At 63.4% G+C, this 24,842-nt stretch carries 25 protein-coding genes; 16 read left to right on the forward strand and 9 right to left on the reverse strand.

Going from position 1 to position 24,842, the window contains the following annotated elements; all coding sequences use genetic code 11:
- Positions 1-17 precede the first annotated feature (17 nt).
- The 4 genes from ACZIRK_RS14840 to ACZIRK_RS14855 all read left to right on the forward strand — a co-directional run bounded on the left by ACZIRK_RS14840 (position 18) and on the right by ACZIRK_RS14855 (position 2,796).
- A complete protein-coding gene (locus tag ACZIRK_RS14840; RefSeq protein WP_130231766.1) occupies positions 18-671 on the forward strand; it encodes a glutathione S-transferase family protein in 654 nt (217 codons plus the stop codon).
- A 306-nt stretch (positions 672-977) separates the two neighbouring features.
- Entirely contained in the window at positions 978-1,181 is a 204-nt protein-coding gene (locus ACZIRK_RS14845) for a hypothetical protein (protein ID WP_130231764.1), read from the forward strand.
- Between the two features lie 156 nt (positions 1,182-1,337).
- Positions 1,338-2,315, forward strand: coding sequence for a hypothetical protein (locus ACZIRK_RS14850; RefSeq protein WP_463327594.1), 978 nt, complete (start codon positions 1,338-1,340; stop codon positions 2,313-2,315).
- Positions 2,316-2,355: 40 nt separating this feature from the next.
- Complete coding sequence (locus ACZIRK_RS14855) at positions 2,356-2,796, forward strand: DUF1489 family protein (protein ID WP_130230820.1); 441 nt, start codon at positions 2,356-2,358, stop codon at positions 2,794-2,796.
- Positions 2,797-2,871: 75 nt separating this feature from the next.
- On the opposite strand, the gene panC is transcribed toward ACZIRK_RS14855, so the two are convergent.
- Positions 2,872-3,723, reverse strand: coding sequence for a pantoate--beta-alanine ligase (gene panC / locus ACZIRK_RS14860; protein WP_130230822.1), 852 nt, complete (start codon positions 3,721-3,723; stop codon positions 2,872-2,874).
- 282 nt (positions 3,724-4,005) lie between these two features.
- Between panC and ACZIRK_RS14865 the strand changes: the two genes are divergently transcribed.
- Positions 4,006-4,929 carry a division plane positioning ATPase MipZ gene (locus ACZIRK_RS14865; RefSeq protein ID WP_463327595.1) on the forward strand — a complete coding sequence of 308 codons (924 nt, stop codon included), beginning with the start codon at positions 4,006-4,008 and terminating at the stop codon, positions 4,927-4,929.
- A 9-nt stretch (positions 4,930-4,938) separates the two neighbouring features.
- Here the strand turns inward: ACZIRK_RS14865 and ACZIRK_RS14870 are convergent, their stop codons facing one another.
- On the reverse strand, positions 4,939-6,021 hold the full coding sequence (locus tag ACZIRK_RS14870) for an alcohol dehydrogenase catalytic domain-containing protein (RefSeq protein ID WP_463327596.1): 1,083 nt from the start codon (positions 6,019-6,021) through the stop codon (positions 4,939-4,941).
- 108 nt (positions 6,022-6,129) lie between these two features.
- Here ACZIRK_RS14870 and ACZIRK_RS14875 point away from each other — a divergent pair, with 108 nt between their 5' ends.
- The 4 genes from ACZIRK_RS14875 (at position 6,130) to ACZIRK_RS14890 (ending at position 9,806) form a co-directional block, all read left to right on the forward strand.
- Positions 6,130-6,903 (forward strand): helix-turn-helix transcriptional regulator, encoded by a 774-nt coding sequence (locus ACZIRK_RS14875; protein ID WP_130230828.1) that lies wholly within the window; start codon positions 6,130-6,132, stop codon positions 6,901-6,903.
- A 306-nt stretch (positions 6,904-7,209) separates the two neighbouring features.
- Positions 7,210-8,124: an alpha/beta fold hydrolase gene (locus tag ACZIRK_RS14880; RefSeq protein WP_051396718.1), complete on the forward strand. Its 915-nt coding sequence runs from the start codon at positions 7,210-7,212 to the stop codon at positions 8,122-8,124.
- A gap of 91 nt (positions 8,125-8,215) precedes the next feature.
- Entirely contained in the window at positions 8,216-8,980 is a 765-nt protein-coding gene (locus ACZIRK_RS14885; RefSeq protein ID WP_130230832.1) for a vWA domain-containing protein, read from the forward strand.
- A 109-nt stretch (positions 8,981-9,089) separates the two neighbouring features.
- Positions 9,090-9,806, forward strand: a complete 717-nt coding sequence (locus tag ACZIRK_RS14890; protein WP_130230834.1) for a DnaJ domain-containing protein — start codon at positions 9,090-9,092, stop codon at positions 9,804-9,806.
- Positions 9,807-10,043: 237 nt separating this feature from the next.
- On the opposite strand, the gene ACZIRK_RS14895 is transcribed toward ACZIRK_RS14890, so the two are convergent.
- A complete protein-coding gene (locus ACZIRK_RS14895; RefSeq protein WP_463327597.1) occupies positions 10,044-11,882 on the reverse strand; it encodes a serine hydrolase in 1,839 nt (612 codons plus the stop codon).
- A 406-nt stretch (positions 11,883-12,288) separates the two neighbouring features.
- Here ACZIRK_RS14895 and ACZIRK_RS14900 point away from each other — a divergent pair, with 406 nt between their 5' ends.
- Positions 12,289-12,624, forward strand: coding sequence for a phasin family protein (locus ACZIRK_RS14900; protein WP_028163972.1), 336 nt, complete (start codon positions 12,289-12,291; stop codon positions 12,622-12,624).
- Between the two features lie 74 nt (positions 12,625-12,698).
- Here the strand turns inward: ACZIRK_RS14900 and ACZIRK_RS14905 are convergent, their stop codons facing one another.
- Complete coding sequence (locus ACZIRK_RS14905) at positions 12,699-14,057, reverse strand: TadE/TadG family type IV pilus assembly protein (RefSeq protein WP_130228741.1); 1,359 nt, start codon at positions 14,055-14,057, stop codon at positions 12,699-12,701.
- 493 nt (positions 14,058-14,550) lie between these two features.
- Here ACZIRK_RS14905 and clpS point away from each other — a divergent pair, with 493 nt between their 5' ends.
- Positions 14,551-14,886 (forward strand): ATP-dependent Clp protease adapter ClpS, encoded by a 336-nt coding sequence (clpS, locus tag ACZIRK_RS14910; RefSeq protein ID WP_165435454.1) that lies wholly within the window; start codon positions 14,551-14,553, stop codon positions 14,884-14,886.
- A gap of 280 nt (positions 14,887-15,166) precedes the next feature.
- Positions 15,167-17,569 (forward strand): ATP-dependent Clp protease ATP-binding subunit ClpA, encoded by a 2,403-nt coding sequence (clpA, locus tag ACZIRK_RS14915; RefSeq protein ID WP_130228739.1) that lies wholly within the window; start codon positions 15,167-15,169, stop codon positions 17,567-17,569.
- A 59-nt stretch (positions 17,570-17,628) separates the two neighbouring features.
- On the opposite strand, the gene ACZIRK_RS14920 is transcribed toward clpA, so the two are convergent.
- The gene (locus tag ACZIRK_RS14920) at positions 17,629-18,564 is read right to left on the reverse strand and encodes a glycine/sarcosine/betaine reductase selenoprotein B family protein (RefSeq protein ID WP_130228738.1); all 936 of its coding nucleotides are present in this window, start codon (positions 18,562-18,564) and stop codon (positions 17,629-17,631) included.
- A gap of 18 nt (positions 18,565-18,582) precedes the next feature.
- Complete coding sequence (locus tag ACZIRK_RS14925) at positions 18,583-19,230, reverse strand: HAD family hydrolase (protein WP_028163967.1); 648 nt, start codon at positions 19,228-19,230, stop codon at positions 18,583-18,585.
- Positions 19,231-19,314: 84 nt separating this feature from the next.
- Between ACZIRK_RS14925 and ACZIRK_RS14930 the strand changes: the two genes are divergently transcribed.
- From ACZIRK_RS14930 to tsaA, 4 genes are all read left to right on the forward strand, one after another.
- Entirely contained in the window at positions 19,315-20,262 is a 948-nt protein-coding gene (locus ACZIRK_RS14930; protein ID WP_463327607.1) for a transglycosylase SLT domain-containing protein, read from the forward strand.
- Between the two features lie 233 nt (positions 20,263-20,495).
- The gene (locus ACZIRK_RS14935) at positions 20,496-21,239 is read left to right on the forward strand and encodes an AzlC family ABC transporter permease (RefSeq protein WP_130228736.1); all 744 of its coding nucleotides are present in this window, start codon (positions 20,496-20,498) and stop codon (positions 21,237-21,239) included.
- Entirely contained in the window at positions 21,236-21,580 is a 345-nt protein-coding gene (locus ACZIRK_RS14940) for an AzlD domain-containing protein (protein WP_130228735.1), read from the forward strand. Before ACZIRK_RS14935 ends, ACZIRK_RS14940 begins: the two co-directional genes overlap by 4 nt.
- Positions 21,581-21,640: 60 nt before the next feature.
- On the forward strand, positions 21,641-22,132 hold the full coding sequence (gene tsaA, locus ACZIRK_RS14945) for a tRNA (N6-threonylcarbamoyladenosine(37)-N6)-methyltransferase TrmO (RefSeq protein ID WP_130228734.1): 492 nt from the start codon (positions 21,641-21,643) through the stop codon (positions 22,130-22,132).
- 135 nt (positions 22,133-22,267) lie between these two features.
- On the opposite strand, the gene ACZIRK_RS14950 is transcribed toward tsaA, so the two are convergent.
- The 3 genes from ACZIRK_RS14950 to ACZIRK_RS14960 all read right to left on the reverse strand — a co-directional run bounded on the left by ACZIRK_RS14950 (position 22,268) and on the right by ACZIRK_RS14960 (position 24,840).
- The gene (locus ACZIRK_RS14950) at positions 22,268-22,690 is read right to left on the reverse strand and encodes an HIT domain-containing protein (RefSeq protein WP_130228733.1); all 423 of its coding nucleotides are present in this window, start codon (positions 22,688-22,690) and stop codon (positions 22,268-22,270) included.
- A gap of 43 nt (positions 22,691-22,733) precedes the next feature.
- Entirely contained in the window at positions 22,734-23,981 is a 1,248-nt protein-coding gene (locus ACZIRK_RS14955; RefSeq protein ID WP_463327598.1) for a GNAT family N-acetyltransferase, read from the reverse strand.
- Positions 23,982-24,087: 106 nt separating this feature from the next.
- Positions 24,088-24,840, reverse strand: coding sequence for a glycerophosphodiester phosphodiesterase family protein (locus ACZIRK_RS14960; protein WP_130228731.1), 753 nt, complete (start codon positions 24,838-24,840; stop codon positions 24,088-24,090).
- Positions 24,841-24,842 lie beyond the last annotated feature (2 nt).

Raw genomic sequence — 24,842 nt, forward strand, 5'->3', positions numbered from 1 at the left:
AACCGGATCCCCCGCACATGTTGAAGCTCGTCATCGGCAACAAGAACTATTCGTCATGGTCGATGCGGCCGTGGCTGGCGCTGCGCGCCAACAACATCGCGTTCGAGGAAGTCTTCATCCCGCTGTACACCGATAAGGCGGACAAGGACCGGATCCTGAGTTTCTCGCGTGCCGGCAAGGTGCCGACGCTGATCGATGGCGATGTCACGGTCTGGGATTCGCTGGCGATCATCGAATACCTCGCCGAGAAATATCCGGAAACAAGGCTCTGGCCTGAGGATCGCGCGGCCCGCGCCCATGCGCGCTCGGTCTCCGCGGAGATGCATTCGGGCTTCATGCCGCTGCGCAATGAATGCGGCATGAACCTGCATCGCCCGATCCGGGCGATTCCGTTGTCGGACGACGCTCGCGCCAATGTCGCGAGGATTCAGGAGATCTGGGCAGACTGCCACGCGCGCTACGGCAAGCAGGGGCCGTTCCTGTTCGGGGCGTTCTCCGGCGCGGATGCGATGTTCGCTCCAGTCGTGCATCGCTTCCGCACCTATGCGATCCCGGTGAAGCCCGAGGCGCAGGCCTATGTCGATGCGATGACGTCGCTGCCGGCATTCCAGGAGTGGACGCGCGACGGGCTTGCCGAAACGCTCGTGATCGAGCGGTTCGAGACCGTCTAACCCGGCCGACCCAGTTCGCAGTCATGCCTCGTACTTTCCGGCGGCCGCCTACCATGCGAGCCCGGATGGCGGGCTGCCCTTAGGTGGCTGGATCGCAGGAATCCGCACTTTCGCCCATTCTCGTCGTGGAACGCGGCCGACTCGCTCGCGGGCCTTCTATCCTGCTGAAAAATATACGAATTTCGTGCGTTTGCTGGCCCCCGATCCTGCTGGATTTCGGGGCCCTTGCTGTGCTAACTTGACGCGGGGTTCTCAATGTTGGCCGCCGCTGTGGGACCTAAGGCAGCGCGCCGACGATCCAAGAAAATGGAGAGGGCGTTGAAGCACAAGTACGGCGTTGGAGAGACTGTCTATTTCACTGCGAGCAACGTGTCTCGTCCGGCCGCTACCGGGACCTATCAGGTGGTCCGGCTGCTGCCGACCGACGGTGACGATTGCCAATACCGCATCAAAAGCTCGACCGAAGCTTTCGAACGGGTCGCCAAGGAAAGCCAGCTCGCCCTGTCCTGAAGAGAGCTGTGCGCAAGCACCCGGTAGGCGCGGTTCCCTGATGGGTCGCCGTCAAAAGGCCCCGTTCGCAGAACGACTCTGCCGAAGACCGAATGCCCGAAAGGAGGCGTTCGCCTTTGGCGACTGTGTTTTACGCTGCGTTGAGGGACATCGCGCATGAGCTGGGTTTCTTCGCTGGATCATATCTGGCGCTCCGCGACTTTTCCGATGTGGCTGACGCTGGCCGCCGCAGGATTTTTTGGGGTGATCCTGTTGATCACGCTGTTGCGCGCGGAGAAATCCGTGGCCAACGGCGCGTTGACGGTCATCACCTTGCTTGCGATTGCGGTCGCTGCTGCCTCGACCATTCGTGGCTTCGATTCCGGTAATCGGCTTGCTTCCGCTGATGCGCGATCGGCGCAGCCGGTCGTCGCGGCGCCAGCCGCGCTCGCCTGCATCGATGACCTCGCGGGCGATGCCGTGCTGAACGCCTGCGAAAAGGTGTTATTCGGTTCCGCCGACTCTGCGGCTGCCGCGGTCGCCTATGCGGCTTCCCAGATCACCCGCCTAGCGTCATTGGGGGATATTGCGACCGCCGAGCGCAACACATCGCCCGAACTGCAGGCGCTGCGTCGCGCGGTCGAGCGGGACCGCTACGGGCTCATGGCCTATGTGCTCACTGTGCGCGACCATTGCACGCCGGCCTCATGCGCGGCGTTCAGTTCGCTCGGGACCACCCAGCAGATCGCGTCCAATATGGACGAGCACCTCTATGAGAACTTGATCACCCGTTACGCGCCGTCGTGGAACGCGCCGGCGCCTGCCATTGCAGCGGCGGCCGGAGCAGGGGTGCTGGGAGCACTGCCGCCGTCGGTCCCCACCGGCAAACCTACCAACGCCGAATTTCCGTCGGCCGCGAATACCCCTCCGATCAGCATCATGACGCCTGAGCCCGCACCGAAGCCGTCGGCGGCTGCGGCGGCCGCCACGACCGCAGCTCCGCCTGCGTCGCGTCCCGCGCCAGCGGCTTCGCCCGCGCCGCCGGCCGCTGCCAAGAAACAGGCGGTGGCTAAACGTCCGCCGGCACCCGCGCCGGTCCCGATCACGCCGCCACCACCGGCGTCCACAGCCGCTCCCGCAACTTCGGACGAGTGATCTTTTCAAAACCGGAGCCGGCGGCTAAAGCGAAACGATCATGCCGCTTCATCTCATCAAGCTCGCCGTCGGTTGCGACTCGGTCAAGGAACTCAAGACCTGGGTCGCCGAGCGGATGGCGATCGCGAAGAAGAAGGCCTTGCCCCAGCGTCACATCCATATCACGCGGATGACGCCGAAACGGGAGGAGGAAATCCTTGCCGGCGGCTCGCTCTATTGGGTGATCCGCGGCGAGATCGCCGCGCGCGAGAAGATCATCGCGATCGAGCCGTTCCGCGACAAGGACGGCATCGGCCGCTGCCGCATCGTGATGCAGCCCAAGGTGATCGCGGTATCGCCGCGCCCGATGCGCCCCTTCCAGGGCTGGCGCTATCTCACCGCCGATGCCGCGCCGCCCGACCTGACCAAATCGGCCGCTTCCGGCGTCGCGGCGATGCCCGAGCCGATGCGGCGCGAGCTGCGCGATCTCGGATTGCTCTAGATTCTTGTTTTGACGCGTTTTCTTCACGCGAACCGGTGTCCACTTCGCTCGAAAACGCTCTAAGGCGCGGCCGCCCTAAACCGCGATATTGTCGATCAGTCTCGTGGTGCCGAGCCTGGCGGCCACCAGCATCCGCAGCGGGCCGTCCTTGATCGAAGCGATCGGCGCCAGCGTCTCGGCGTGGCGCACTTCCAGATAGTCGAGCTTGAAGCCGGCCTTCTCGATCAGCTTGGCGCCTCCGGCGACAGCCGGCTTGATCGCTTCACCGGCGCGGATCCGGCGGGCGGTTTCCTTCATGACGCGATAGAGCTCCGGCGCCACGCGCCGTTCTTCGGGCGAGAGGTAGACGTTGCGGGATGACATTGCGAGCCCGTCGCGTTCGCGCACAGTTTTCGAGCCGATCACCTTGACGCCGAGGTCGAGGTCTCGCGCCATCTGGGTCACGACCCGCAACTGCTGAAAGTCCTTCTCGCCGAAGATCGCAAAATCCGGCCGGCACTGCGTGAACAGTTTGCCGACGACCGTTGCGACCCCGCCGAAGAAATGCGGGCGGAAGCGGTCTTCGAGGCCGACGGTGGCGGGCCCCTCCGGCGCGATCCGCGTGGCAAAGCCATCCGGGTACATCGTCTTGACGTCGGGATGCCAGATCAGGTCGACCTTCTCGGCGGCGAGCTTTGCGACGTCGTCCTTCCATGTACGCGGATAGGAGCCGAAATCCTCTGATGGCGCGAACTGGGTCGGATTGACGAAGATCGAGACGATGACGCGCTGGGCGCGTCGCTTGGCAAGGCGGACCAGCGACACATGCCCGTCATGGAGAGCTCCCATGGTTGGGACCAGTGCTGTCATGGCCTTTCTTCCGCGCAAAGCCTCGACGGAGCGGCGCAAGGCAGGGACGGTGCGGACGACCACGGGACTTCGCGACATCTGGATTCAATCTCTTGGGCTGGTTCGGGAAGGTCTGGTCGGGCGAGACGGGCTTGGACTCGCTCGATGAGGCGGGCACGTGACCATACCAAGGGGAAGGCGTCGACGCCAAGGCGGCAGGCGGGCGCACCTGACCCGCTTGGCGGCCTCAAGCGATTGCGGGCTGACATCTCCCGCGATGGATTCATGATTAAGGAAGACAGTCGGCTGCTCCTTGAGCGCAGGGCGCATTTCACTTGACCGTCGAAGCGCCCGATTTGAAGATATCGAGGGGATCAGGTCATGCTGGTACAGGCTAGTCAGGCGCAATCCGGCTCCGCCCATGTGGTGGTGCTTGGCAACGAGAAGGGCGGTTCGGGCAAATCCACCACCGCCCTGCACATCGCCGTCGCCCTGATGAAGGCCGGCCAGCGGGTCGCCACCATCGATCTCGATTGCCGCCAGCAGAGCTTTACCCGCTACATCAATAACCGGCGGGCCTGGGCACGGCGCACCAATCTTGGCCTCGAAATCCCCGTGCATCATTGCATCAAATACGGCGAGACGATGCAGATCGCGGAGAACGAGAACGCCGAGTTCCAGCAGTTCATGGCGGCGATCAGCACGGTCGAGCGCAATTTCGATTTCATCGTCATCGATACGCCGGGCACGGACAGCTACCTGATGCGGCTCGCCCATTCGATGGCCGACACGCTGGTCACGCCGATCAATGACAGCTTCCTTGACTTCGACGTGCTGGGCACCATCGATCCCGTCACCTATTCGGTGACCGGCGAAAGCCATTACGCCGAGATGGTGCGCGACGTCAGGCGCAAGCGGCGCCAGGTGGACGGCACCACCACCGACTGGATCGTGGTCCGCAACCGCCTCTCGATGCTTGGGTCGCGCAACAAGCAGCTCGTCGCAAGCGGCCTGAAACAGTTGTCGCTGCGGCTCGGTTTCCGCTCGATCGACGGCGTTGCCGAGCGCGTCGTCTACCGCGAATTCTTCCCGCGCGGCCTGACCGCGCTCGACGATATCGACGAGCAGACGCTCGGCACCCGGCCCAGTATGGGCCACGTCACGGCGCGCGAGGAGGTGACTGGCCTCCTGCGCCAATTGAAGCTGCCGCTCGACGAGCGCGGCCGCCGCCGCGCGGCCAACCGGGCCGAATGGTTCAGCCAGGTCGACAAACCGCTCGAGCTCCACGACATCATCGCGACTTGAGAGGGCGGCTCACGCCGGCTGCAGGATCGTCATCTTGAAGGGGCCGCCATTGGCGGCCGCGTGCGCCACCGCCTCGTTGACGTGATCAAGGTCGAAGGTGGTAACCTCAAACAGGTCGAGCGGCAGCAGGCCTGCCCGGATCATGCCAACGAGACCGAGCGTTGCTTCCGGCGGATACATCCACACGCCGTGGATGGTGATGCATTCGCGCATGATCCAGGGGTAGGGCAATTCGAGGCCTGGGCCACCCAGCATCCCGACGCCGCCCATAAGCGCCACGCGCCCGTAGGGGCGCACCGTCATGACGGCCGCGCGCACCGTGGTTGCACTGACCGAGGGCGGCATCAGGTCGATCACGCAATCGATCGGGCCGTCAGCCGCCTCGCGCATCCGCCGGCGATCGTCCTCCTCATTGCCGGAAAGCCGGACCGGGCGCACCCTGTGGCCGAAGCGACGCCCCAGGTCGGCGAGCACCCTTTCATTGCGCCCCGGCGCCACCACGCATCTCGCGCCCATGGCGAGCGCGACCGCGACGGCGGCGCTGCCGAAATTGCCGGTGGCGCCGCTGACCAGCACCGTCTCCCCCGCCTGCAGTCTTGCCGCCAGGAAGCCGCCATACGGCACAAGGCACGTGCCGAGCGCGCACCAGGCTGGCGCGTGGACCGCATCGATCGTGCCGATGCGCTTGACGTTCTCGGTTGGGACCAGCGTCTGCTCCGCGAACGAACCGTGGCGGAAGTGCCGCTGCAGCCGCAACCCGCCTTCGCCGCCCGCGCTCCAGCCTTGCAGGGTAATGTCGGGCGAGATGGCGTCGTCGCGGGAGCGGAAGGTCGGGTCGCAATAGACCCAGTCGCCCACGGCGAGGTGCGTGGCGTCGGGCCCCACCGCGCGAACCCTTCCGATCGCGCCGGGTCCCGGCACGGCCGGCAACTCCAAGAGATAGTTTCGTTCGCCGCTGAAGACTTCGTTGGCATAGGACAGTACGCGCGTCGCCACGACGTCGACCACGACTTCACCGGTGCCGATCACCGGGTCGGTAACGGTTTCGATCGCGAGTGGCGATCCAAATGATCTCAAAACAGCAGCTTTCATGGCTCTTACCCCGCTTGAGACTGCATCATCGAAGCGCCTGTCCTGGGCAACAAGACCTGGTATTATCCTGGGATCAAGAGTCCCTCCTTTCGTCGCAGGAAGAGTCCCATGGCAGATGCCCGGCAAAGCGAACTCGGCGATTTCCTGCGCTCGCGGCGGGAGAAGCTGACACCAAAAACTGCCGGCCTTCCGATCGGACGACGCCGCCGGACGCCCGGCTTGCGCCGCGAGGAGGTGGCCGAACTCGCCGGCATCGGCGTCGATTGGTACACGCGGCTCGAACAGGGGCGCAGCGTCAGCCCTTCGCTGACGACGATCGACGCCTTGGCGCGAGCGCTACGGTTGACCAAGGCCGAGCACGCGCATCTGCGGGCGCTGATCCGCGACGCCGATCGGCGGCCGTTCATCCCGGAGGTGGTGCCACCGGCGATCCGGCGCACGATGGAGAGCTTGAACCAGCCGGCCTATATCACCGGGCGGCGCTGGGACATTCTGGCCTGGAACGATGCCGCAGAACAAACCTTCGGCTTCAGCCGACTTCCGCCAGCCGACCGCAACGTGCTCATCTGCATGCTGACCAATGAGGCGACGCGGCGTCTGTTCGGTCCATCATGGGCCGATGAAGCCCGCCGGATGGTGGCCCAGTTTCGCGCAAGTCACGATCTCTGGGCGGGCGATCCTGCCTTTCGCGACCTGCTCGCTCGGCTGCAGCACGGCTGCCAGGAATTCGCCCAATGGTGGGGGGCGCACGATATCAAAAGCAGCGTGTCCGGCCGCAAAGTGCTCAGCCATCCCAAGAGGGGCCGCCTGGCCTACGAATATGCGAGCTTTCAGGCCAATGACGACCCGGCGCTGAAACTTACCATCTACACGGCTGCCTGAACCCGTGTGACTACGGGGGAGGGTCCAAAGCTGGGAACAAACTTCAAAGTGGGCCGTTTTATTACAAATGTATTGAGCGCCTAGACCCGAATTTCGCAGGCGCCATCATAAGGTTAGGAGGAAAGCCAAATCCCACAGCTACTTGTGCGCATGCACAAGGATTAGGTGCATCGCACAACGATCAGGCGGTCAACACACAACATTTGGACTTCCCGTCACGTCGCTGTGACATATATCATCCACACGGACCGTCAGAGTCCGGACAAATGGGATATAGCGCCAGAGGCGGGCGCGCCGAGGACGAATATGAAACGTGGAATTACCGTTCTGCTTTCACTTACCGTGCTTGTTACTGGCGCGTATTTCACCGCCAGCAAGTGGGCTATCCGTCACGAGACACTCAAATTCTATGATCCGGCGCGGGACAATCGCCTCGTTCCCGTCGACGTCGCCGTGCGCTGGGACAAGGAGATGCAGGCCAACGCCGGCATGATCACCCTGCCGGTGGCGATCCTCAACCACGGCAATACCGTCAAGAACACCGAGTATTCGTTCCTGACCAACATCTTTGCCGCGCGCGGCTATCTGGTGATCAGCCCGCAGCACGACCTGCCGACAGACCCGCCGATGGTGACCAAGGCCGGCGAGCTCTATGTCGGCCGCTTGCCGCAAATCCAGCGCGGCGTGGCCAATATCCACTTCGCTATCGACGAGATGAAGAAGCTCCAGCCTAACGCCGACTATGCCAAGGTCACCATGGTCGGACACTCGATGGGCGGCGACATCTCGATGTACTTCGCCAAGCAGTATCCCGACGAGATCAAGAAGGTCGTGACGCTGGACAATCTGCGCGTGCCGTTCCTGACCGACGGCAAGTTCAAGATCCTGTCGTTCCGCTCGAAGGATACCCATTTCAAGCCTGATCCGGGCGTCGTGCCCGATGATGAGGAGTGCGAGAAGTCAGGTATCACCGTGGTGAACACCAACTTCCAGCACAACGATATGCGCGACACCGGCCCGGACGTGGCGAAGAACTCGATCCAGGCGATGCTCGACAAGTTTCTGGTCGATAGCGACAGTGAGGTGGCGCCGGTCGACACCAGGAGTGCGCCGCCGAAGATCCTCGAACCGGGACCGGTCTCGCTCTACGTACCGGATCCCTCGACCAAGAAGGTCCAGAAGACCGAGACCGAGAAAGATCGCTCGGCCGTACCAAACTGACCTCTGGCCCCAATGCTCGGCGCATCCCGCGCGCGCATTGACGCTTTCCTGGTCTCGGCCCACATAATCCTCGCAGCAACGGCGAGGATTCATGGCTGGCGAACCGACCAAACCGAAATCCGGTAACGACATCGCTGCGCAGGCGGCCGAGGCCCGCAAGTTCGGTCGCCTGCCGGAAGCATCTCCGTCCAGCTCCGACGATATCGCCGCCTTCGTCGCCAAGGCGCGCGCGATGTCGCCGCATCAGGCCAGCGCGCGCGGAAGGCTGATTTTTGCACTCGACGCCACCATGAGCCGGCAGCCGACCTGGGACATGGCCTGCGCGCTGCAGGCGGACATGTTTCGCGAAGCCGCTTCCCTGGGCAGCCTGGATATCCGCCTGGTCTACTACCGCGGTTTCAACGAATGCCGGGCGACTGGCTGGATTTCCGACAGCGCTCACCTTGCCAGATTGATGGGCAAGATCGATTGCCAGGGCGGCAATACTCAGATCGGCAAAGTGTTGTCCGAGACGCGCCGCGAGGCGGTCGCCTCCGGGGTGCGGGCCGTGGTGTTCGTCGGCGATGCCATGGAGGAGTCCGTCGATGATCTCTGCACCAAGGCCGGCGAACTCGGGCTGCTCAAGGTACCCGTCTTCATGTTCCAGGAAGGCGGCGACGCCACCGCCGAGCAGGCGTTCCGTGAGATTGCGCGGCTGACCGGCGGCGCCTATTGCCGCTTCGATCCGGGTGCAGCGGCGCAATTGCGCGAACTGCTGCGGGCGGCTGCGGCCTACGCCGCCGGCGGCCGCGAGGCGCTGCTGCAGTTGTCGAAAACCGCAAGCGGTGCGGCCAAGTTGATCGGCCAGATGAAGTGACGGTGGTCGCCACGTCCCCTGACAGCGCACGGCGGCGCACCAGCCAGGCTGGGTCGTTGTGGGCTTGGTTCGCGATGCTTTTCCTCGCCGCCGCGATTATATTGCGCCCATGCCAACCCTGATTGCCGGCGTCGTCGCCGTTGTCACGCTTTATCTCCTGCTGCAGATGTTTCGGGCCGCCAACCCGGCGATGATGGCGCGCGCGATCAAGATCGTCGGCGGCGTGTTGTCGCTCGCGGTCGCCGCCTATACCGGAATCAGGGGCGAACTTGCTGTCGCGATCCCGCTCGGGATCTTTGGCGCCGGCCTGCTCGGCTGGTCCCCGAACGTGCTGGGCAATTTCGGCAGCATCTTCGGCGGCACGCAGCGCTCCGCCGGACAGAGCTCGCGCGTGCGCTCGAAATATCTCGACATGAGCCTCGACCACGACACCGGCGCGCTGTCGGGTCAGATCGTGGAAGGGCCGAATGCCGGCCGCTCGCTCGACGAGTTCGACCTTCAGGGATTGCTGGCGATGGCCGCCGGCTTCGACGCCGAGAGCGTCACGTTACTTGAAAGCTATCTGGACCGCCGGTTTCCCGCTTGGCGTCAGGACGCGCAGCGCAACGGGGCAGGGGGGCAACGCCGCGCGGCGCCGGGCGGCAAAATGACGGAAGAGGAGGCCTACCAGATCCTTGGCCTGCAGCCGGGAGCCTCGCGTGACGAGATCAGCCGGGCGCACCGCACTCTCATGAAGAAACTGCATCCCGACCAAGGGGGGTCGACGTACCTCGCTGCCCGTGTAAACGAGGCCAAGGATACCTTGCTTCGCACGCATTCTAGCTAACTCCGGCACGCTACCAACGCTACAAACCGAGAGTTGCCGCTGCTTCTCTGTGCTGACGCGCCCTGTCTCGCCCGCCGTTGTCCAGCGTGGTCGATCCCCTGTTCTCGAAAGCTTAACCGTAAATCCTTGCCGAGAAGTTTTCGCGAGGGAACAAGTGGCCGCGGCTGCGACAGGCCGACGCAAAAAAGCCGGCGCTAGTGGGCGCCGGCTTTGCGATTTTACGATCGGGCCGAAAGATCAGTTGCGGATGGTGATGCAGGAGATGTCGGCGCGTTTCAGCGTCCGGCACGCCGCCTCGGCCTGCTCGCGCTCGAGGCCGGCAAAGCGGGCGCGATAAAGCTTGCGGTTATCCTTGCCGACGACCGGCTCGGTGAAGGGATCGGCCTTGCCGAGGAGGCCGCGCGACTGGTTGCGCGCAAGATCGATGCGCTGGCGCGCCTCGTTCTCGCTTTCGAGTGCACCGACCTGGATGATCCAGCCGGTGTGCACGGCAGGCTGCGTGGGCTTGGCGACCGCGGCCGGCGACACCGCTTGCGGCTGGAGCGCGGCGACCGTCTGCGGCGAGGAGGTGGGCTGCTGCAGGCTCGACGCGGGCAACACACCGAGGATGCCATTGCCGGTGCCGAACCCGGCAGGCTGCGGCGGCATTTCGGCTCTGGCTGCGGACCTTGCGGCGTCGGTCTTGGCGACGTCGGCGCTTGCCACGACGGCGCTGGAGGTCTCGGCGACTTCCGGACGGGGTGGGATCGCATTGGTGACCGGTGGTGCCGGCTGGGATGGCGCGGCGGAGGCGAGCTTGGTGCCGCCGGCCTTGACCTGAACCGTCTTCACCTTGACCGGCTTCATCGGCTCGGCCGAGCCGGGAATGATCGCCATCGGCTGGCTCTGGATCACGCCGTTGGTCAGGGGCGCGGGTTCGGATTTGGGCTCCGGCCTCGCCGCTGGCTCAATCTTCGCTGGCGGCGGGGGAAGGGCGGCGGCCGCTGCGGCCATCAGCGATGCCTTTGCGGCCGGGCGCGGGGCCGCCGGCGTGAGCGCTGCCATTGCGGGCTCAGCGGAGGCGGCGGCGCCGGAAGTGACCTGCGCCGGCTGGTCGTTGCCGCGCGACGGCGTATCAGCTTCCGCGATATTGGTATTGCCATCCGCGACGTTCTTCTCGGTGATGGCGGCGGCGGTGCGGATCGTTGCGCCCTTCTCGAGGTTCTCGGCGAGCAGGCTGCGCATGATGGCGTCGCGCGAGCCGCCGCTGCGGCCACCCAACACCACGCCGATCAGATGGCGGTTGCCGCGGCGCATCGAACTGACGAGATTGAAGCCGGAGGCGCGGGTGTAGCCGGTCTTGATGCCGTCGATGCCCTCCACCTTGCCGAGCAGGTGGTTGTGATTGCGGATCGACTGTCCCCGATAATTGAACACGGTGGTCGAGAAATACCGATAGTAGCGCGGGAACCGATCCTGGATCGCGCGGCCGAGGGTGGCTTGGTCGCGCGCGGTCGTCACCTGCTCATCATTGGGCAGGCCTGATGCGTTGCGATAGACCGTCTTGCTCATGCCGAGCGAACGGGCCTTCCGCGTCATCATCTTGGCGAAATCATCCTCATCGCCGCCAATGGCTTCGGCGATCACGACGGCGGCGTCATTGGCGGAACGCGTCACCAGGCCCTTGATGGCGTCTTCGACCCTGATGGTCTGGCCGGGCCGGAGGCCAAGCTTGGTAGGAGACTGCTCCGAAGCGTGCTCCGATACCTGCATTTCCGTATCCAGCTTCATCCTGCCGGCTTCGAGGCGCTCGAACAGCAGATAAAGCGTCATGATCTTGGTCAGCGAGGCCGGGTGACGAAGACCATCGGGATTGTTGGATGCCAGCACCGAGCCGGAATTGCCGTCGACGATGATGGAAGAGAATTGGGGGCTATAGCTGTCGCGATCCACCTGATGAGAGCGCACGTGATGGCGGTGGCGGGAGCGACGCGCCTCGGCGCTCTCGCTGGAGATCAGGATCGCCGTGGTGAAGGTGATGAGCCCGAGAACGCCAACTCGCAAGACACGCGAGGAAGCGAAGGTTGTACGAAGCATTTACTTCCCCGTCCCAATTTCTATCTTGATCACCGGCCCGTGGGGCAAAATTGTGCCCGCCGGCCCGCTGACATCACCCTGTTCGACGATGGCTTCCGGAAACGAGGCTCCGGTTGCATCGGCCGGCAAGGGTCGCTGTTCTGGCTAAGATGCTGTTCACAAACAGTTTTCAGGCTGCTTGTCGGAAGATGAACCCGTTCGGGAATCAAGGTTAGGCCTGCCGAGTTTCCAAAAGCTTAATTAAGCGTTGCGTAAAGACCCGGGGTTTTCGGCAAATTCGAACAATTTGTGCAATGCACAATATCGCTTGACTTGATTGTGCGCCGCACTAGTTTGACGGCGCGTTCGGGGAGTCGGCTCCGTGCCGACAATGGGTTTGCGCAAAAAGTCTTGGGAAAGGATTCCAATGGTCAAGGTTGAAGACATTCAGAACTATGGAAAAGAGCAGATTGAGACGATCACAGCTTCGGCGAACAATCTGCAGAGCGGCGTCCAGGCGATCGCGACCGCCTATGGCGACTACGCGAAGAAGTCGTTCGAGGACACCAAGTCGTTTGTGGAAAAGCTGTCCGGCGTGAAGTCGCTCGAGAAAGCGCTGGAAGCCCAGACCGAGTATGCCCGCTCGGCCTACGAGACCTTCGTTGCCGAATCGCAGAAGATCGCCGGCCTCTACAGCGACTGCGCCAAGCAGACTTTCAAGCCGTTCGAGGGCCTGGTCGCTAGATTCAACCCGACGCATTAATCGGCGCTGCCTTAGTTTCCAAACGAAAAGCCCGGCCTTTGGCCGGGCTTTTCTGTTCGTCGAGGGGACGGTAGCTACCGCGCGACACGCAGCTTGGACAGCGAGTTCCCGATCGAAGTGAAGGCCGTCATGATCTGGGTTGAGGACGTCACGGTTGAGAATTTGTCTGAGCTGCTGGCACAGTACTTCAGAATTTGGGATGTTGGATCACCACTGGTATTCACGTGCATCGTATAGATGGTGATGCCCTGACCCTTGATGTTGTCGCACTGAATGCGCTGGCGGGCGTCGATCTGGCCATTAAATTGGACTTGGCCGTTTCCGTATGATGGCCAGCGGTCCTGGGTGTTCAGACCGTCGGACATCACGATCAGGACCTTCTGATAGGTGTAGTTGGGATCCTCGGCGGGTGCATTGAGCGGCGCGCCTTGGGTGAGGGACTGCCATCCCCACGCGATTCCGATCGGCTGATTGGTGCCGCCATTGGGTACGAGGGAATCGACCTTGTTCTTCAGGGCGGCAAAATCATAGGTGAGTGGCATCAGTTGGGGCGGGCATGCGTCATACTGATCGGCGTAGAACCGAGTGGACGGGAGAGAAGTGTTGATGGTTGGTGTGGTATTCAGCGTATCGTAGTCCTGGTCGCGGTCCGTCACGCAGCCGTTCCAGGTGGTGTGATTGTTCGTCTTCCAGGTCTTGCCGGCGGCGGTGCAACTGCTGCTGTTCTTATAGGAGGTGTTGCTGCAGGTCCCATTGACCGCATCCCACTCGCTCCAGTTGATCCAGGGTTGATTGTAGTTGCCGGGACCGGCGTTGACCTCCTTGGCGAACGGAACGAGCGAGATGTAGACATCGCCTGGATTCTTTGCGAGCGCAGCGAGCTGATCGATCAGGGCCTTTGCGGCAGGCTTCAGGGCGGCCATCTTGCCGTCGTTCTGCATCGAACCGGTCACGTCGAGTACCAGCGCAACCCGCATCCGAACCGTGCCCCAGAGAGAGGTGGAGCTGAGGTTGAAGCCGAGAGTGTCAAGGCTCGCGAACTTCAAGAATTCGGTATTCACGCTGCCGGAGCCATCGACCTTGATGGTCGAGCCGTTTCCGGTATTCTGCGTATAACTCGCGTTGATCGTCACCGATTGGGCATCGGGGTTAGTGTAGAGCGCGGCGAAATATTTCCGCGCCGCCGTGGTGACGTCCGAGGTCGATATCCTGCCGTCGGTCAGATCTTTCGCCACCATCAGCGCCGTCGAGTCGAGCGCCGCCTGCATCGAGGAGCGGGCGCTGTTGGCGCGGGAATAGTCGATCGCGGCACCGACGAGGGTGATGATCGGAACCGCAGCCAAGGCAAAAATTACCGCTATATTGCCTTGATCCGCGCCGGCGAACCGGCGGGCCGCTGTACGAAGGCGGTCGAAAATGGCTGTAACGGACATGGCGTTCACCGCAATCTGGTTGGTGCCGCCATTTCTCAGTGCGCCGCTAAATAGGTGGTAAACCGGTCCTCATAAAAACGGGTCAAAGCCAAGGCAAAAGCCGAACGACGGGGACGAAAGCGGACCTATTGTCAATGGTCGCTAAACGAGTAGTCGGCTTCCTTTGTCAAACCCGCCAGAAACGATTAACCTTCGCATGAGCGTCGAGACCCGGGAGTCGGGCCGGCCGGCCCCGTGTGAGCCACGCATCTGTGCTTGCAGCGGGACAAAGCCGGGCCCATATTGCCTTTTGCCGATCCAGCAAAGGATCGGACCGGGAAACGGCGATCTCTCGAGCGTGCTGGAAGTTCCGTGACGACTGTTTTCGGCGTTGCGCAACCTCCAAGTGCGTTGCGTGTTTCCTTTGGGGATGTCGAACGCCTGAGCCATGTCGCAGACAGTTTTTGCAACCAATTCGCCCATATCGGCGCTTGCCGCGCCATCAGCGCCCCGGATGAGCAACGATGAGGGCCGTAGTGGGGGGGCCACCGGAGGTCCGTCCACTTCGGTCATTACCAAGGTCAAGCCGAAGACCAAGCGCCCGAATTTGTACCGCGTCCTGATCTTGAACGATGACTACACTCCGATGGAGTTCGTCGTTCATGTCTTAGAGAAGTTCTTCAACAAGGACGCGGAAGCGGCGACCAAGATCATGCTACACGTCCACCACCATGGCATCGGGGAGTGCGGGGTTTTCACCTATGAGATCGCCGAGACCAAGGTGACCCAGGTGATGGATTTTGCGCGGAAGCACCAGCATCCGCTGCAATGTGTGATGGAAAAGAAGTAACGCGGGCCCAACGTCGAGCAGACCCGCCACGAAGCGGAACGGGTCTTGCATTTAATTCGCCTGACGGAAGCGCGCTTTGCCCGATGGAAGCGGATGATGTTCCCGCTGACTGGAGGGATGTGGCTCTCGGTCGCGGCGCCTTTGCTCGATTGGCTGACCGCTGCGCGAAGCCGGGCTTTCGCCACGATCGTGCGTGACTATATGACAGGGGATGACGAAGGTTGTTGTTGCCTGACCGGGCAATGGCGATCATGATGGCCGGGGGCCACAGAGGAAGCGAATGCCTACTTTTTCCCAAAGCCTTGAACAATCCCTGCATCGTGCATTGGCGATTGCAAACGAGCGTCACCATCAATACGCGACGCTTGAACACCTTCTGCTGTCGCTGATCGATGACTCGGATGCGGCCGCGGTGATGCGGGCCTGCAGCGTTGATCTCGACAAGCTCAGGACCAGTCTCGTCAACTATCTTGAGACCGAATTCGAAAACCTTGTGACTGATGGCGCCGATGACGCGAAGCCGACCGCCGGTTTCCAGCGCGTGATCCAGCGCGCGGTGATCCATGTGCAGTCCTCGGGTCGCGAAGAAGTGACCGGCGCCAATGTGCTGATCGCGATCTTCGCCGAGCGCGAAAGCCACGCTGCCTATTTCCTGCAAGAGCAGGACATGACGCGCTACGACGCGGTCAACTACATCAGCCACGGCATCGCCAAGCGGCCGGGCGTCTCCGAGGCGCGGCCGGTGCGCGGCGTCGACGAGGAGACCGAGGCCAAGGGCAATGAGGACGCCAAGAAGAAGGGCGAGGCGCTCGAGACCTATTGCGTCAACCTCAACAAGAAGGCGCGTGACGGCAAGATCGATCCGGTGATCGGGCGCAATGCCGAGATCAGCCGCGCGATCCAGGTGCTGTGCCGCCGGCAGAAGAACAATCCGCTGTTCGTCGGCGAAGCCGGCGTCGGCAAGACCGCGATCGCGGAGGGACTGGCCAAGCGCATCGTCGACAGCGAAGTGCCGGAAGTGCTGGCCGCGGCCACCGTGTTCTCGCTGGACATGGGAACGCTGCTTGCCGGTACGCGCTATCGCGGTGATTTCGAGGAGCGCCTGAAGCAGGTGCTGAAGGAACTCGAGGCGCACCCGAACGCGATCCTGTTCATCGACGAAATCCATACCGTGATCGGCGCCGGCGCCACGTCGGGCGGCGCGATGGATGCGTCCAACCTACTCAAGCCCGCGTTGGCTTCGGGCACCATCCGCTGCATGGGCTCGACGACCTACAAGGAATACCGCCAGCATTTCGAGAAGGACCGCGCCCTGGTGCGCCGGTTCCAGAAGATCGACGTCAACGAGCCGACGGTGGAAGACGCGATTGCGATCCTCAAGGGCCTCAAGCCCTATTTCGAGGATTACCATCGGCTGAAATACACCAATGAGGCGATCGAGGCGGCGGTGCAGCTTTCGTCGCGGTACATCCACGATCGCAAATTGCCTGACAAGGCGATCGACGTGATCGACGAGTCCGGTGCGGCGCAGATGCTGGTCGCCGAGAACAAGCGCAAGAAGACGATCGGCATCAAGGAGATCGAGACCACGATCGCGACCATGGCGCGGATTCCGCCCAAGAGCGTGTCGAAGGACGATGCCGAGGTGCTGAAGCACCTTGAGCAGACCCTGAAGCGCGTGGTGTTCGGTCAGGACAAGGCGATCGAGTCGCTATCGGCCTCGATCAAGCTGGCGCGTGCCGGCTTGCGCGAACCGGAAAAGCCGATCGGCTGCTACCTGTTCTCGGGCCCGACCGGCGTCGGCAAGACCGAGGTGGCAAAACAGCTTGCGGCGTCGCTCGGCGTCGAGCTGCTGCGCTTCGACATGTCCGAGTACATGGAGCGGCACACGGTGTCGCGCCTGATCGGTGCACCTCCCGGCTATGTCGGCTTCGACCAGGGCGGCCTCTTGACCGACGGCGTGGACCAGCATCCGCATTGCGTGGTGCTGCTCGACGAAATCGAGAAGGCGCATCCGGATCTCTACAACGTGTTGCTGCAGATCATGGATCACGGCAGGCTGACCGACCATAACGGCAAGCAGGTCAACTTCCGCAACGTGATCCTGATCATGACCACGAATGCCGGCGCGGCGGATCTCGCCAGGCAGGCCTTCGGTTTCACCCGCAGCAAGCGGGAAGGCGACGACCACGAGGCGATCAATCGCCAGTTCGCGCCGGAATTCCGCAACCGGCTGGATGCGATCGTCTCCTTTGCGCATCTTAATGCCGACGTGATCGGCATGGTGGTCGAGAAGTTCGTGCTTCAGCTCGAGGCGCAGCTTGCGGACCGCGACGTCACCATCGAACTGTCCGAGCCCGCAAAGGCCTGGCTGATCGAGAACGGCTATGATGAGCAGATGGGTGCCCGCCCGATGGCGCGGGTGATCCAGGAGCACATCAAGAAGCCGCTGGCCGATGAAGTGCTGTTCGGTCATCTCAAGGGCGGCGGCCATGTCCGTGTCATCCTGGTCAAGGACGAGGCGACCGGCAAAGACAAGATCGGCTTCGAGTTCGTCGAAGGCCCGGTCACGCCGAAGCCGGAGAAGCTCCCAGGCGCCCGCAAGCGCAAGCCGAAGCCGGGCGGTCCCAATGGCGGCGGCGGCTCCAAGGGGCCGGCGCGCGGGCCGCTGGTGAAGGTCTGACAGCGTTCTGATCGATACTAAAAAGGCCGGCTGCAAAGCCGGCCTTTTTCATGTCGGGATTACGCCGCGCTCTCGCGAATACCCTTCGCGATTTCCTTCTGCGCGTCGAAATCGCGACGAAGCCGCGCCAGTTCCTCGGCGCTCAGCGCATCGGCGTTGCTGTAGTCGCGCTTCCAGGAAGGATCGGCGCTCCAGCGCAGCGGCGATTGCACCGTGGTCTGCGGTCCCGGCGCGGACTCAAGCACACGCAGCGCGAGTTCGAACGTGAATGCCTGCGAAGCCGGGTCCTGCGGCTTGCCGGCTGAATTGCCGAGCGGGAAATCGCTGAACAGGAAGCGCGGCACGGCGGCGTGCTCGACGATATCCTTCGCGCAGCCCATCACGACGGTCGAAATGCCGTTCGCTTCGAGATGCCGTGCCACCAGGCTGACGGTCTGGTGGCACACCGGGCAATTCGGCACAAGCACCGCGGCATCGACGCCATCAGCGCGGCAGCGCGCCAGGATGTCCGGCGCATCGGTCTCAATGGTGACGCGGTGGCTGCGGTTGGTGGGCGCGCCGAAGAAGCGCGGCGCGATCTCGCCGATCCGTCCTTCCTGCGCCAGCCGCCGCAATTGCGGCAACGGGAACCAGGTGCCGCTGTCCTCGGCCGAGCTGTGCACGCGGTCATAGGCGATATGGGAAATGCGCAGATCGTGCTGCTTCGATGTGTCGCCGTCATAGACCTGATAAAACTTGGCGCCGCCGTTATATTTCGCCCCCGGTCCCTGATCGCCCTTGGCGGGATCGAACGGCGCCGCCGTGGTGATGATGGCGACGCGGGATTCGGCGAGCGACTTGCGCAGCGGCTGGAACGGCGCGCTGGTGTAATGCGCCCAGCGGTAGGGCGTCGTGTAGCCGATGGCCGCATAGTAGTCGCGCGTGCGTTTCATATAGCCGATCGGCGCATCGTCGTCGGGTGCGAAGTCGAGCTGCTGGTCGGACGTTGTTGTCATCTCGTGTGCTCCGAGTGATCAAGCCGGAAGCGACAGGCAATGGTCGAGCAAATTCGGATGGGTCGCGCAGATATGATGTGCGCCGGCGCCCTTCAGCTCCTCTTCGCTGCCATAGCCGTAGAGGACGCCGATGGCCGTCATGCCGTTGCTCCGCGCGCCGACGATATCGTGGCTGCGGTCGCCGATCATGATCGCCTGCGTCGGATCCACCTTCGCCGTATCGAGCGCATGCCGCAGCAGCTCGGTCTTGTCGGTGCGCGTGCCGTCGAGCTCCGAGCCGAACACCTGTTCGAAATAGGGACGCAGGCCGAAATGGTCGATGATCCGCTCGGCATAGACCGCGGGCTTGCTGGTGGCGATGAACATGCGCGGATGCGAGGCGGCCAGCGCGGACAGCGTCTCCTGGATGCCGTGATAGGTCTCGTTCTCGAACAGACCGATATCGGCGAACCGCTCGCGATAAAGTGTCAACGCCCGATCTGCGAGCGCATCGCTGCCGACCAGTTTCTTCAAGCTCGCGTGCAGGGGAGGGCCGATGCACCAGGTCAATTCGTCTTCGCTTGGGATCGCCTGGCCCAGTCGCTCGAGGGCATATTGGATCGAACGGGTGATCCCGGGCTTGGGATTGGTCAACGTGCCGTCGAGATCAAAATAGATTGTGCGCATTTCGGCCCTGGGGCGTTGATAATGCCCAAGTTTGCTAGTTGGCCCGCCGCCTAAGTCAAGGACTGATTTGTCAGGTCTGAGATGATGCGAATAATCCCGCATTTCAGTGCCGCTTTCGCGATCTTGCTGTGGCTGGCACCGGCGGCGGCCGAGGAGCCTGACAGCCGCGTCGTGCACCCGAGCGTCGAGGAACTCGCGCAACCCCCGGAAAAGTCTGAGACCGCGCGCGAGAGCGAGGCGCGGGAGGCGATGTGCCTGATGATCGAATCTGCTGCACGGGCGAACGATCTGCCGCTCGAATTCTTTGCCCGCGTGATCTGGCAGGAGAGCCGGTTTCAGCCCGATGCGGTGGGCCCGATGACGCGGAACGGCCAGCGCGCGCAGGGCATCGCGCAGTTCATGCCGGGAACGGCGAACGAGCGCGGCCTGCTCGATCCCTTCAATCCCGTGCAGGCGCTGCCGAAGTCGGCCGAATTCCTCAGCGAGCTTCGCAGCCAGTTCGGCAATCTCGGCCTTGCCGCCGCAGCCTACAATGCCGGTCCGCGCCGCGTGCAGGACTGGCTCGCCGGCACCGGCTACATGCCGCAGGAAACGCGCAACTATGTATACGCGATCACCGGCTCCAGCGTCGACGAATGGGCGTCCGCCGCCCGCAATGGCAAGGTGCCCACACGCCCGCAGACCTCGAGCTGCCGCGAATTGATGGCGCTCTTGAAGCGCGCGCCGAACCCGTTCGTTGCCGGCCTTGAACGGCACGTTACGCTCGCCGCTGCAAAGGTCTGGGGCGTTCAGCTTGCCGCTGGCTTCAACCGCGACAAGGCGCTCGCGATGTATGCGCGCGCGATGAAGAGCCTGAGCGCCGTGATCGGTGATCAGGACCCGAGCCTGTTCAGCGCACCCCTGCGCACGCGCGGGACCGCCACCTTCTATCAGGTGCGCATCGGCGCCGACACGCGGCCCGAGGCCGACAATCTCTGTAACCGCATCCGCAAAGCCGGCGGCGCCTGTTTTGTGTTACGGAACAGGGTGTGAGCGGGCAAGATTCGTCATTGCGAGGAGCGAAAGCGACGAAGCAATCCATCTCTCCGCAAGCGGCGGCATGGATTGCTTCGCGGAGCCTGTCATCGGGCGGCGCTACGCGCCGACCCGGTGGCTCGCAATGATGTTGGGGCGCGGCTGCATGCCAGCCCTGATACCCGCTTGCTTGACGTGGCCCGGCTTCATCAGCCCTATGCCGCTCAATTCAAACCTCTCTCCGGTCCTCCGTGGCGCTTCCTCCGCTTGATTCTCCGCAATGGCACAGCTCGTTCCGCGCCTTCTTCTGGGGCGTGCGGTCGGTCGGCTCGACCATCCTGGCGCTGGTGCTGTTCGCGACCTATCTCGGCATCGGGGCGCTGGCGCATGACACGCATTTCTCGCTGGCCTGGACGCTCGCGAGCACGGTGTTTGTCTGGGCTGGACCGGCGCAGATCATCCTGGTGTCGACGCTGGGCTCCGGCGCGACCATCCTGCAGTCGGCGATTGCGGTGAGCGTCAGCGCCATCCGCCTGTTTCCGATGGTGGTGTCAGTCTTGCCAATGATGCGGACGCCAAAGACAAAACGGCGGCACCTGATCCTGGTGGCGCATCTCACCGCGGTGACGCTGTGGGTCGAATGCCATCGCTTTCTGCCACAGGTGCCGCGGGAGCGCCGCATCGCCTTCATTCATGGGCTCGGCTGCGGATTGGTCTTTCTCTCAGTGGTGGCCAACACGATCGGCTATTTGCTGGCGGCCAATCTTTCGCAGCTCTTCGCCGCGGCGATCCTGATGCTGACGCCCCTGGCGTTCCTGTTCTCGACCGCGCGCAATTGCCGCGAATTGGCCGACGGCATCGCGCTCGCGCTCGGACTGGCACTGTATCCATTGGCGACGCTGCTCAACAGCGGCCTCGACATCCTGGTCAGTGGCGTCGTCGCCGGCACCATCGCCTATGGCGTGCACCGGGCAAGGGCAAAGGCGATCGCATGAGCACCTTCATCGGCGACTGGCACGCGCTCGTGGTCTTGTTCGTGGCCGGCGTGATCCCGAACCAGATCTGGCGGATGCTGGGCCTGTGGTTCGGCGGCGGGCTCCACGAGGGCTCGGAGCTTCTTGTGTGGGTGAGGGCTGTCGCGACCGCAATTCTTGCCGGCGTCATCGCGCAGATCGTGGTGCAGCCGCCCGGCGCGCTCGCAAGCGTTCCGGCCCTATTGCGCTATGGCGCCGTGGCCGCAGGCTTTGCCGCGTTCATGCTGTCGCGGAGGTCGATCTTCGCAGGCGTTGCAATCGGCGAAGTGATCCTGGTCGGCGGCCAATGGTGGCTCGGCTGATTGCAGCCGCCGCGCAATGCGTTACTGTCGATCGGCAAGCAGCTATCTGTGGATTGAGACATGGTTCGAGAAGGTGAGATACGCCCGGGCGAAGCCGCCGTCGAGATGCCGCCGACGCAGGACGCCGGCCTGATCTTCATCGGCCGCATCCGCACGCCCTGGACCTCGCGGCTGACGACGCCGCGCCAAGGCCGCCAGGACGGGCCCGTCTGTCGTCTGGAGATTTTCGAGCCCTGGGTGCCCGCCATCAAGGGCGTCGATTTCTACGAAAATCTCGAAGTGCTCTACTGGCTGCACCAGTCGCGCCGCGACCTCGTGCTGCAGAGCCCGAAGAGCAACGGCAAGACCCGCGGCGCCTTCTCGCTTCGCTCCCCGGTGCGACCGAACCCGATCGCGACCTCGATCGTGAAGCTGGTCGGCGTCGAGGGCAACGTCATCCTGGTGCGCGGATTGGACTGTCTCGACGAGACGCCGCTGCTCGACGTCAAGCCCGACCGCTGCGAATTCACCCCGCTCGCGCCGCCACAGCCCGGCGATTTCGAGACGGAGTGATTTTCTCGTCCCGCTCGTCATTCCGGGGCGCGCGCAGCGCGAGCCCGGAATCCATTTCGCCGCAGCGCATGGGGTCCAATGGATTCCGGGCCTGCGCCTGACGGCGCATCCCGGAATGACGAGTGGAGAGAGCCGTTACCCCAGCGCGGCGATCAGCTTGGTCGCATTGTCCTCCAGCACCTTCGCATCCTCCTTGCGGCTTGCAGGCGGCAACAGCGCGACGCCGTCCTGGCGCGGCATCACATGCATGTGGAGGTGGAAGACGACCTGGCCGCCGGCTGGCTCGTTGAACTGCTGCACGGTGATGCCGTCGGCCTGAAAGGCTTTCATGGCCGCTGCGGCGATCTTGTGGGCGGCGCGCGCGACATGGGCGTAATCGTCGGGCGAGATGTCGAGGATGTTGCGGGCAGGGGCCTTCGGGATCACGAGCGTATGGCCGGGCGAGCGCGGCATGATGTCGAGGAAGGCCAGCACGTACTCATTTTCGTAGACCTTGTAGCAGGGGAATTCGCCGCGCAGGATCTTTGCGAAGGGATTTTGGGGGTCATAGGCGGGCATGGCGGTTCCTCACATCAGAAGTTCTCGGGTCCTAGCAGAAAGCTCAAGCCTCGTCGCCGCCCTTGCGGAACGGGCCAGCGTCAGTGAGCTCACGGCCGACCTCAGCGACATAGGCGCGCTCGCGCTTGAGGTAATCGGCGATCGCCCGGCGCAGACCTGGGTCCGCGATATAGTGGGCGGAATAGGTCGTCTGCGGCAAATATCCGCGTGCGAGCTTGTGCTCGCCTTGCGCGCCGGCCTCGACCACCTTCAATCCGTTCTGGATGGCGAAGTCGATCGCCTGATAGTAGCAGACCTCGAAATGCAGGAACGGATGGTGCTCGATCGCGCCCCAGTTGCGGCCGAACAGCGTGTCCGAACCGATGAAGTTGATGGCGCCCGCAATCCAGCGTCCATTGCGCTTGGCCATCACCAGCAGCACGTCCTTGGCCATGCTCTGGCCGATCAGCGAGAAGAATTTCCGGTTCAGGTACGGCCGGCCCCATTTGCGCGATCCGGTCTCCATGTAGAAGTCGAAGAACGCGTCCCACGCATCCTCGGTGATCTCCTCGCCAGTTAGCCAGTGGATCGTCACACCAGCCGCAAGCGCCTCGCGCCGCTCGCGCTTGATCGCCTTGCGGTGGCGCGAATTCAGCGTGGCGAGGAAATCGTCGAAGCTCTTGAAGCCGGCATTGTGCCAGTGGAACTGCTGGTCGGTCCGCTGCAGGAAACCATGTCCGCCCAGAAACTTTGCTTCGTCCTCGCCTGCGAAGGTCACGTGCACGGAGGAGGCCTCGGTGGCCTCGCACAGCGCCATCAGGCCATGGGCAAGCGCCGACCTGATCTGCTCACGGGGGATGCCGTTGCGAAGCAGGAGGCGGGGCCCGGTGGCCGGCGTGAAGGGGACCGACACCTGGAGCTTCGGATAATACCGGCCGCCGGCGCGCTCGTAGGCGTCCGCCCAGCCGCGATCGAAAACGTACTCGCCCTGCGAGTGGGACTTGAGATAGCAGGGGACGATCCCGGCGATCTCGCCATCCAGCCTGGCCAGCAGATGCCGCGGCCCCCAGCCGGTCCGCGCAACGGCCGAGCCAGAGGCCTCCAACGCTGCAAAAAAGGCATGTGAAACGAATGGGTTATAGGAAGGTCTTGCACGGATGCACGCAAGACCTCCGGAACTCGGTAAAGCCAGCGTGTCGAGGGCGTCGAGCGAGGTGGGATCGACCGTCGGATTGGCACAAGCGTCCCAATCGGCAGCCTTGATGTCGCTGACGGACGGAACGGCTTCGAGGGTGATTTCAGATGAGGCCATTGAGAATTTGAACCGGTCCCCTGTGCGAGCGGCCATCGCCCATGGTGACCTGCGCCTTGGAAAGATCGTGCATCGCAATGCCGACTTCAAGTCCGCCAGCCACATCTCAGGTTCCCGGCATGAAACCTTCGAAGATCATCTGGTCGGCATAGCGTGCCGCTTTCGCCCGCTGCTCCGCCGTGCGCACGGTCCAGGCCAGAAGCGGGCAGCCGAACAGGTTTCGGGCGATCCAGGGAGCGGGCGCCGGCAACTGGTCGACCCAAAAGGCGACGAAATGCGGCTCGGTGCGAAAGCCGTGGCGCAGGTACAGCATGCTGTCGCGCTGTGCCGGCGTGAGCTTGGCCCAATACCCGTCGTCATAATTGCGCTGGGCGGTGACGCCACGGTGAAGCCTTGGCATGATCTCGCGCAGCGCCAGCACCTGGTCCGGATCAAAGGACATGCCGACCACGGGGCCGGCATAGCTGCTCAGCACCTCGGCCATCCGCTTCACCAATTTGCGGTCGCCGTCGAAATGGCTCTTCACCTCGACCAGGAGCGGCACGCGGCCGGCAACCAGCGCGCAGAGGTCGCCGAGCGACATCATGCGCTCCGCGGTGTCCTTGAACCTGACGGTCTTCAGTTCGGCCGCCGTCTTGGTGAGCAGGAGGCCCGAGCCCTCGGTGAGCCGGCCGAGCGCATCGTCGTGATGCACCATGGCCTCGCCGTCGGCGGTAAGCTGGATATCGCACTCGATGGTGAAATTGCCCGCGATGGCCGCCTCTGCCGCCGCCGGCATGTTCTCGATGATGCCGCGCGCGGCATCATGCAGGCCGCGATGGGCGACCGGCCGTGCCGTCAGCCAGTCGGGAGCTCGCATCG

The sequence above is a fragment of the Bradyrhizobium sp. Leo114 genome (assembly GCF_055229415.2).

What these genes read in the sequence shown, in the direction of transcription:
- ACZIRK_RS14840 (WP_130231766.1), top strand. Translation starts at nt 18, where the DNA reads ATGTTGAAGCTCGTCATCGGCAACAAGAACTATTCGTCATGGTCGATG.
- ACZIRK_RS14845 (WP_130231764.1), top strand. Translation starts at nt 978, where the DNA reads ATGGAGAGGGCGTTGAAGCACAAGTACGGCGTTGGAGAGACTGTCTAT.
- ACZIRK_RS14850 (WP_463327594.1), top strand. Translation starts at nt 1,338, where the DNA reads ATGAGCTGGGTTTCTTCGCTGGATCATATCTGGCGCTCCGCGACTTTT.
- ACZIRK_RS14855 (WP_130230820.1), top strand. Translation starts at nt 2,356, where the DNA reads ATGCCGCTTCATCTCATCAAGCTCGCCGTCGGTTGCGACTCGGTCAAG.
- panC (WP_130230822.1), bottom strand. Translation starts at nt 3,723, where the DNA reads ATGTCGCGAAGTCCCGTGGTCGTCCGCACCGTCCCTGCCTTGCGCCGC.
- ACZIRK_RS14865 (WP_463327595.1), top strand. Translation starts at nt 4,006, where the DNA reads ATGCTGGTACAGGCTAGTCAGGCGCAATCCGGCTCCGCCCATGTGGTG.
- ACZIRK_RS14870 (WP_463327596.1), bottom strand. Translation starts at nt 6,021, where the DNA reads ATGAAAGCTGCTGTTTTGAGATCATTTGGATCGCCACTCGCGATCGAA.
- ACZIRK_RS14875 (WP_130230828.1), top strand. Translation starts at nt 6,130, where the DNA reads ATGGCAGATGCCCGGCAAAGCGAACTCGGCGATTTCCTGCGCTCGCGG.
- ACZIRK_RS14880 (WP_051396718.1), top strand. Translation starts at nt 7,210, where the DNA reads ATGAAACGTGGAATTACCGTTCTGCTTTCACTTACCGTGCTTGTTACT.
- ACZIRK_RS14885 (WP_130230832.1), top strand. Translation starts at nt 8,216, where the DNA reads ATGGCTGGCGAACCGACCAAACCGAAATCCGGTAACGACATCGCTGCG.
- ACZIRK_RS14890 (WP_130230834.1), top strand. Translation starts at nt 9,090, where the DNA reads ATGCCAACCCTGATTGCCGGCGTCGTCGCCGTTGTCACGCTTTATCTC.
- ACZIRK_RS14895 (WP_463327597.1), bottom strand. Translation starts at nt 11,882, where the DNA reads ATGCTTCGTACAACCTTCGCTTCCTCGCGTGTCTTGCGAGTTGGCGTT.
- ACZIRK_RS14900 (WP_028163972.1), top strand. Translation starts at nt 12,289, where the DNA reads ATGGTCAAGGTTGAAGACATTCAGAACTATGGAAAAGAGCAGATTGAG.
- ACZIRK_RS14905 (WP_130228741.1), bottom strand. Translation starts at nt 14,057, where the DNA reads ATGTCCGTTACAGCCATTTTCGACCGCCTTCGTACAGCGGCCCGCCGG.
- clpS (WP_165435454.1), top strand. Translation starts at nt 14,551, where the DNA reads ATGAGCAACGATGAGGGCCGTAGTGGGGGGGCCACCGGAGGTCCGTCC.
- clpA (WP_130228739.1), top strand. Translation starts at nt 15,167, where the DNA reads ATGCCTACTTTTTCCCAAAGCCTTGAACAATCCCTGCATCGTGCATTG.
- ACZIRK_RS14920 (WP_130228738.1), bottom strand. Translation starts at nt 18,564, where the DNA reads ATGACAACAACGTCCGACCAGCAGCTCGACTTCGCACCCGACGACGAT.
- ACZIRK_RS14925 (WP_028163967.1), bottom strand. Translation starts at nt 19,230, where the DNA reads ATGCGCACAATCTATTTTGATCTCGACGGCACGTTGACCAATCCCAAG.
- ACZIRK_RS14930 (WP_463327607.1), top strand. Translation starts at nt 19,315, where the DNA reads ATGCGAATAATCCCGCATTTCAGTGCCGCTTTCGCGATCTTGCTGTGG.
- ACZIRK_RS14940 (WP_130228735.1), top strand. Translation starts at nt 21,236, where the DNA reads ATGAGCACCTTCATCGGCGACTGGCACGCGCTCGTGGTCTTGTTCGTG.
- tsaA (WP_130228734.1), top strand. Translation starts at nt 21,641, where the DNA reads ATGGTTCGAGAAGGTGAGATACGCCCGGGCGAAGCCGCCGTCGAGATG.
- ACZIRK_RS14950 (WP_130228733.1), bottom strand. Translation starts at nt 22,690, where the DNA reads ATGCCCGCCTATGACCCCCAAAATCCCTTCGCAAAGATCCTGCGCGGC.
- ACZIRK_RS14955 (WP_463327598.1), bottom strand. Translation starts at nt 23,981, where the DNA reads ATGGCCTCATCTGAAATCACCCTCGAAGCCGTTCCGTCCGTCAGCGAC.
- ACZIRK_RS14960 (WP_130228731.1), bottom strand. Translation starts at nt 24,840, where the DNA reads ATGCGAGCTCCCGACTGGCTGACGGCACGGCCGGTCGCCCATCGCGGC.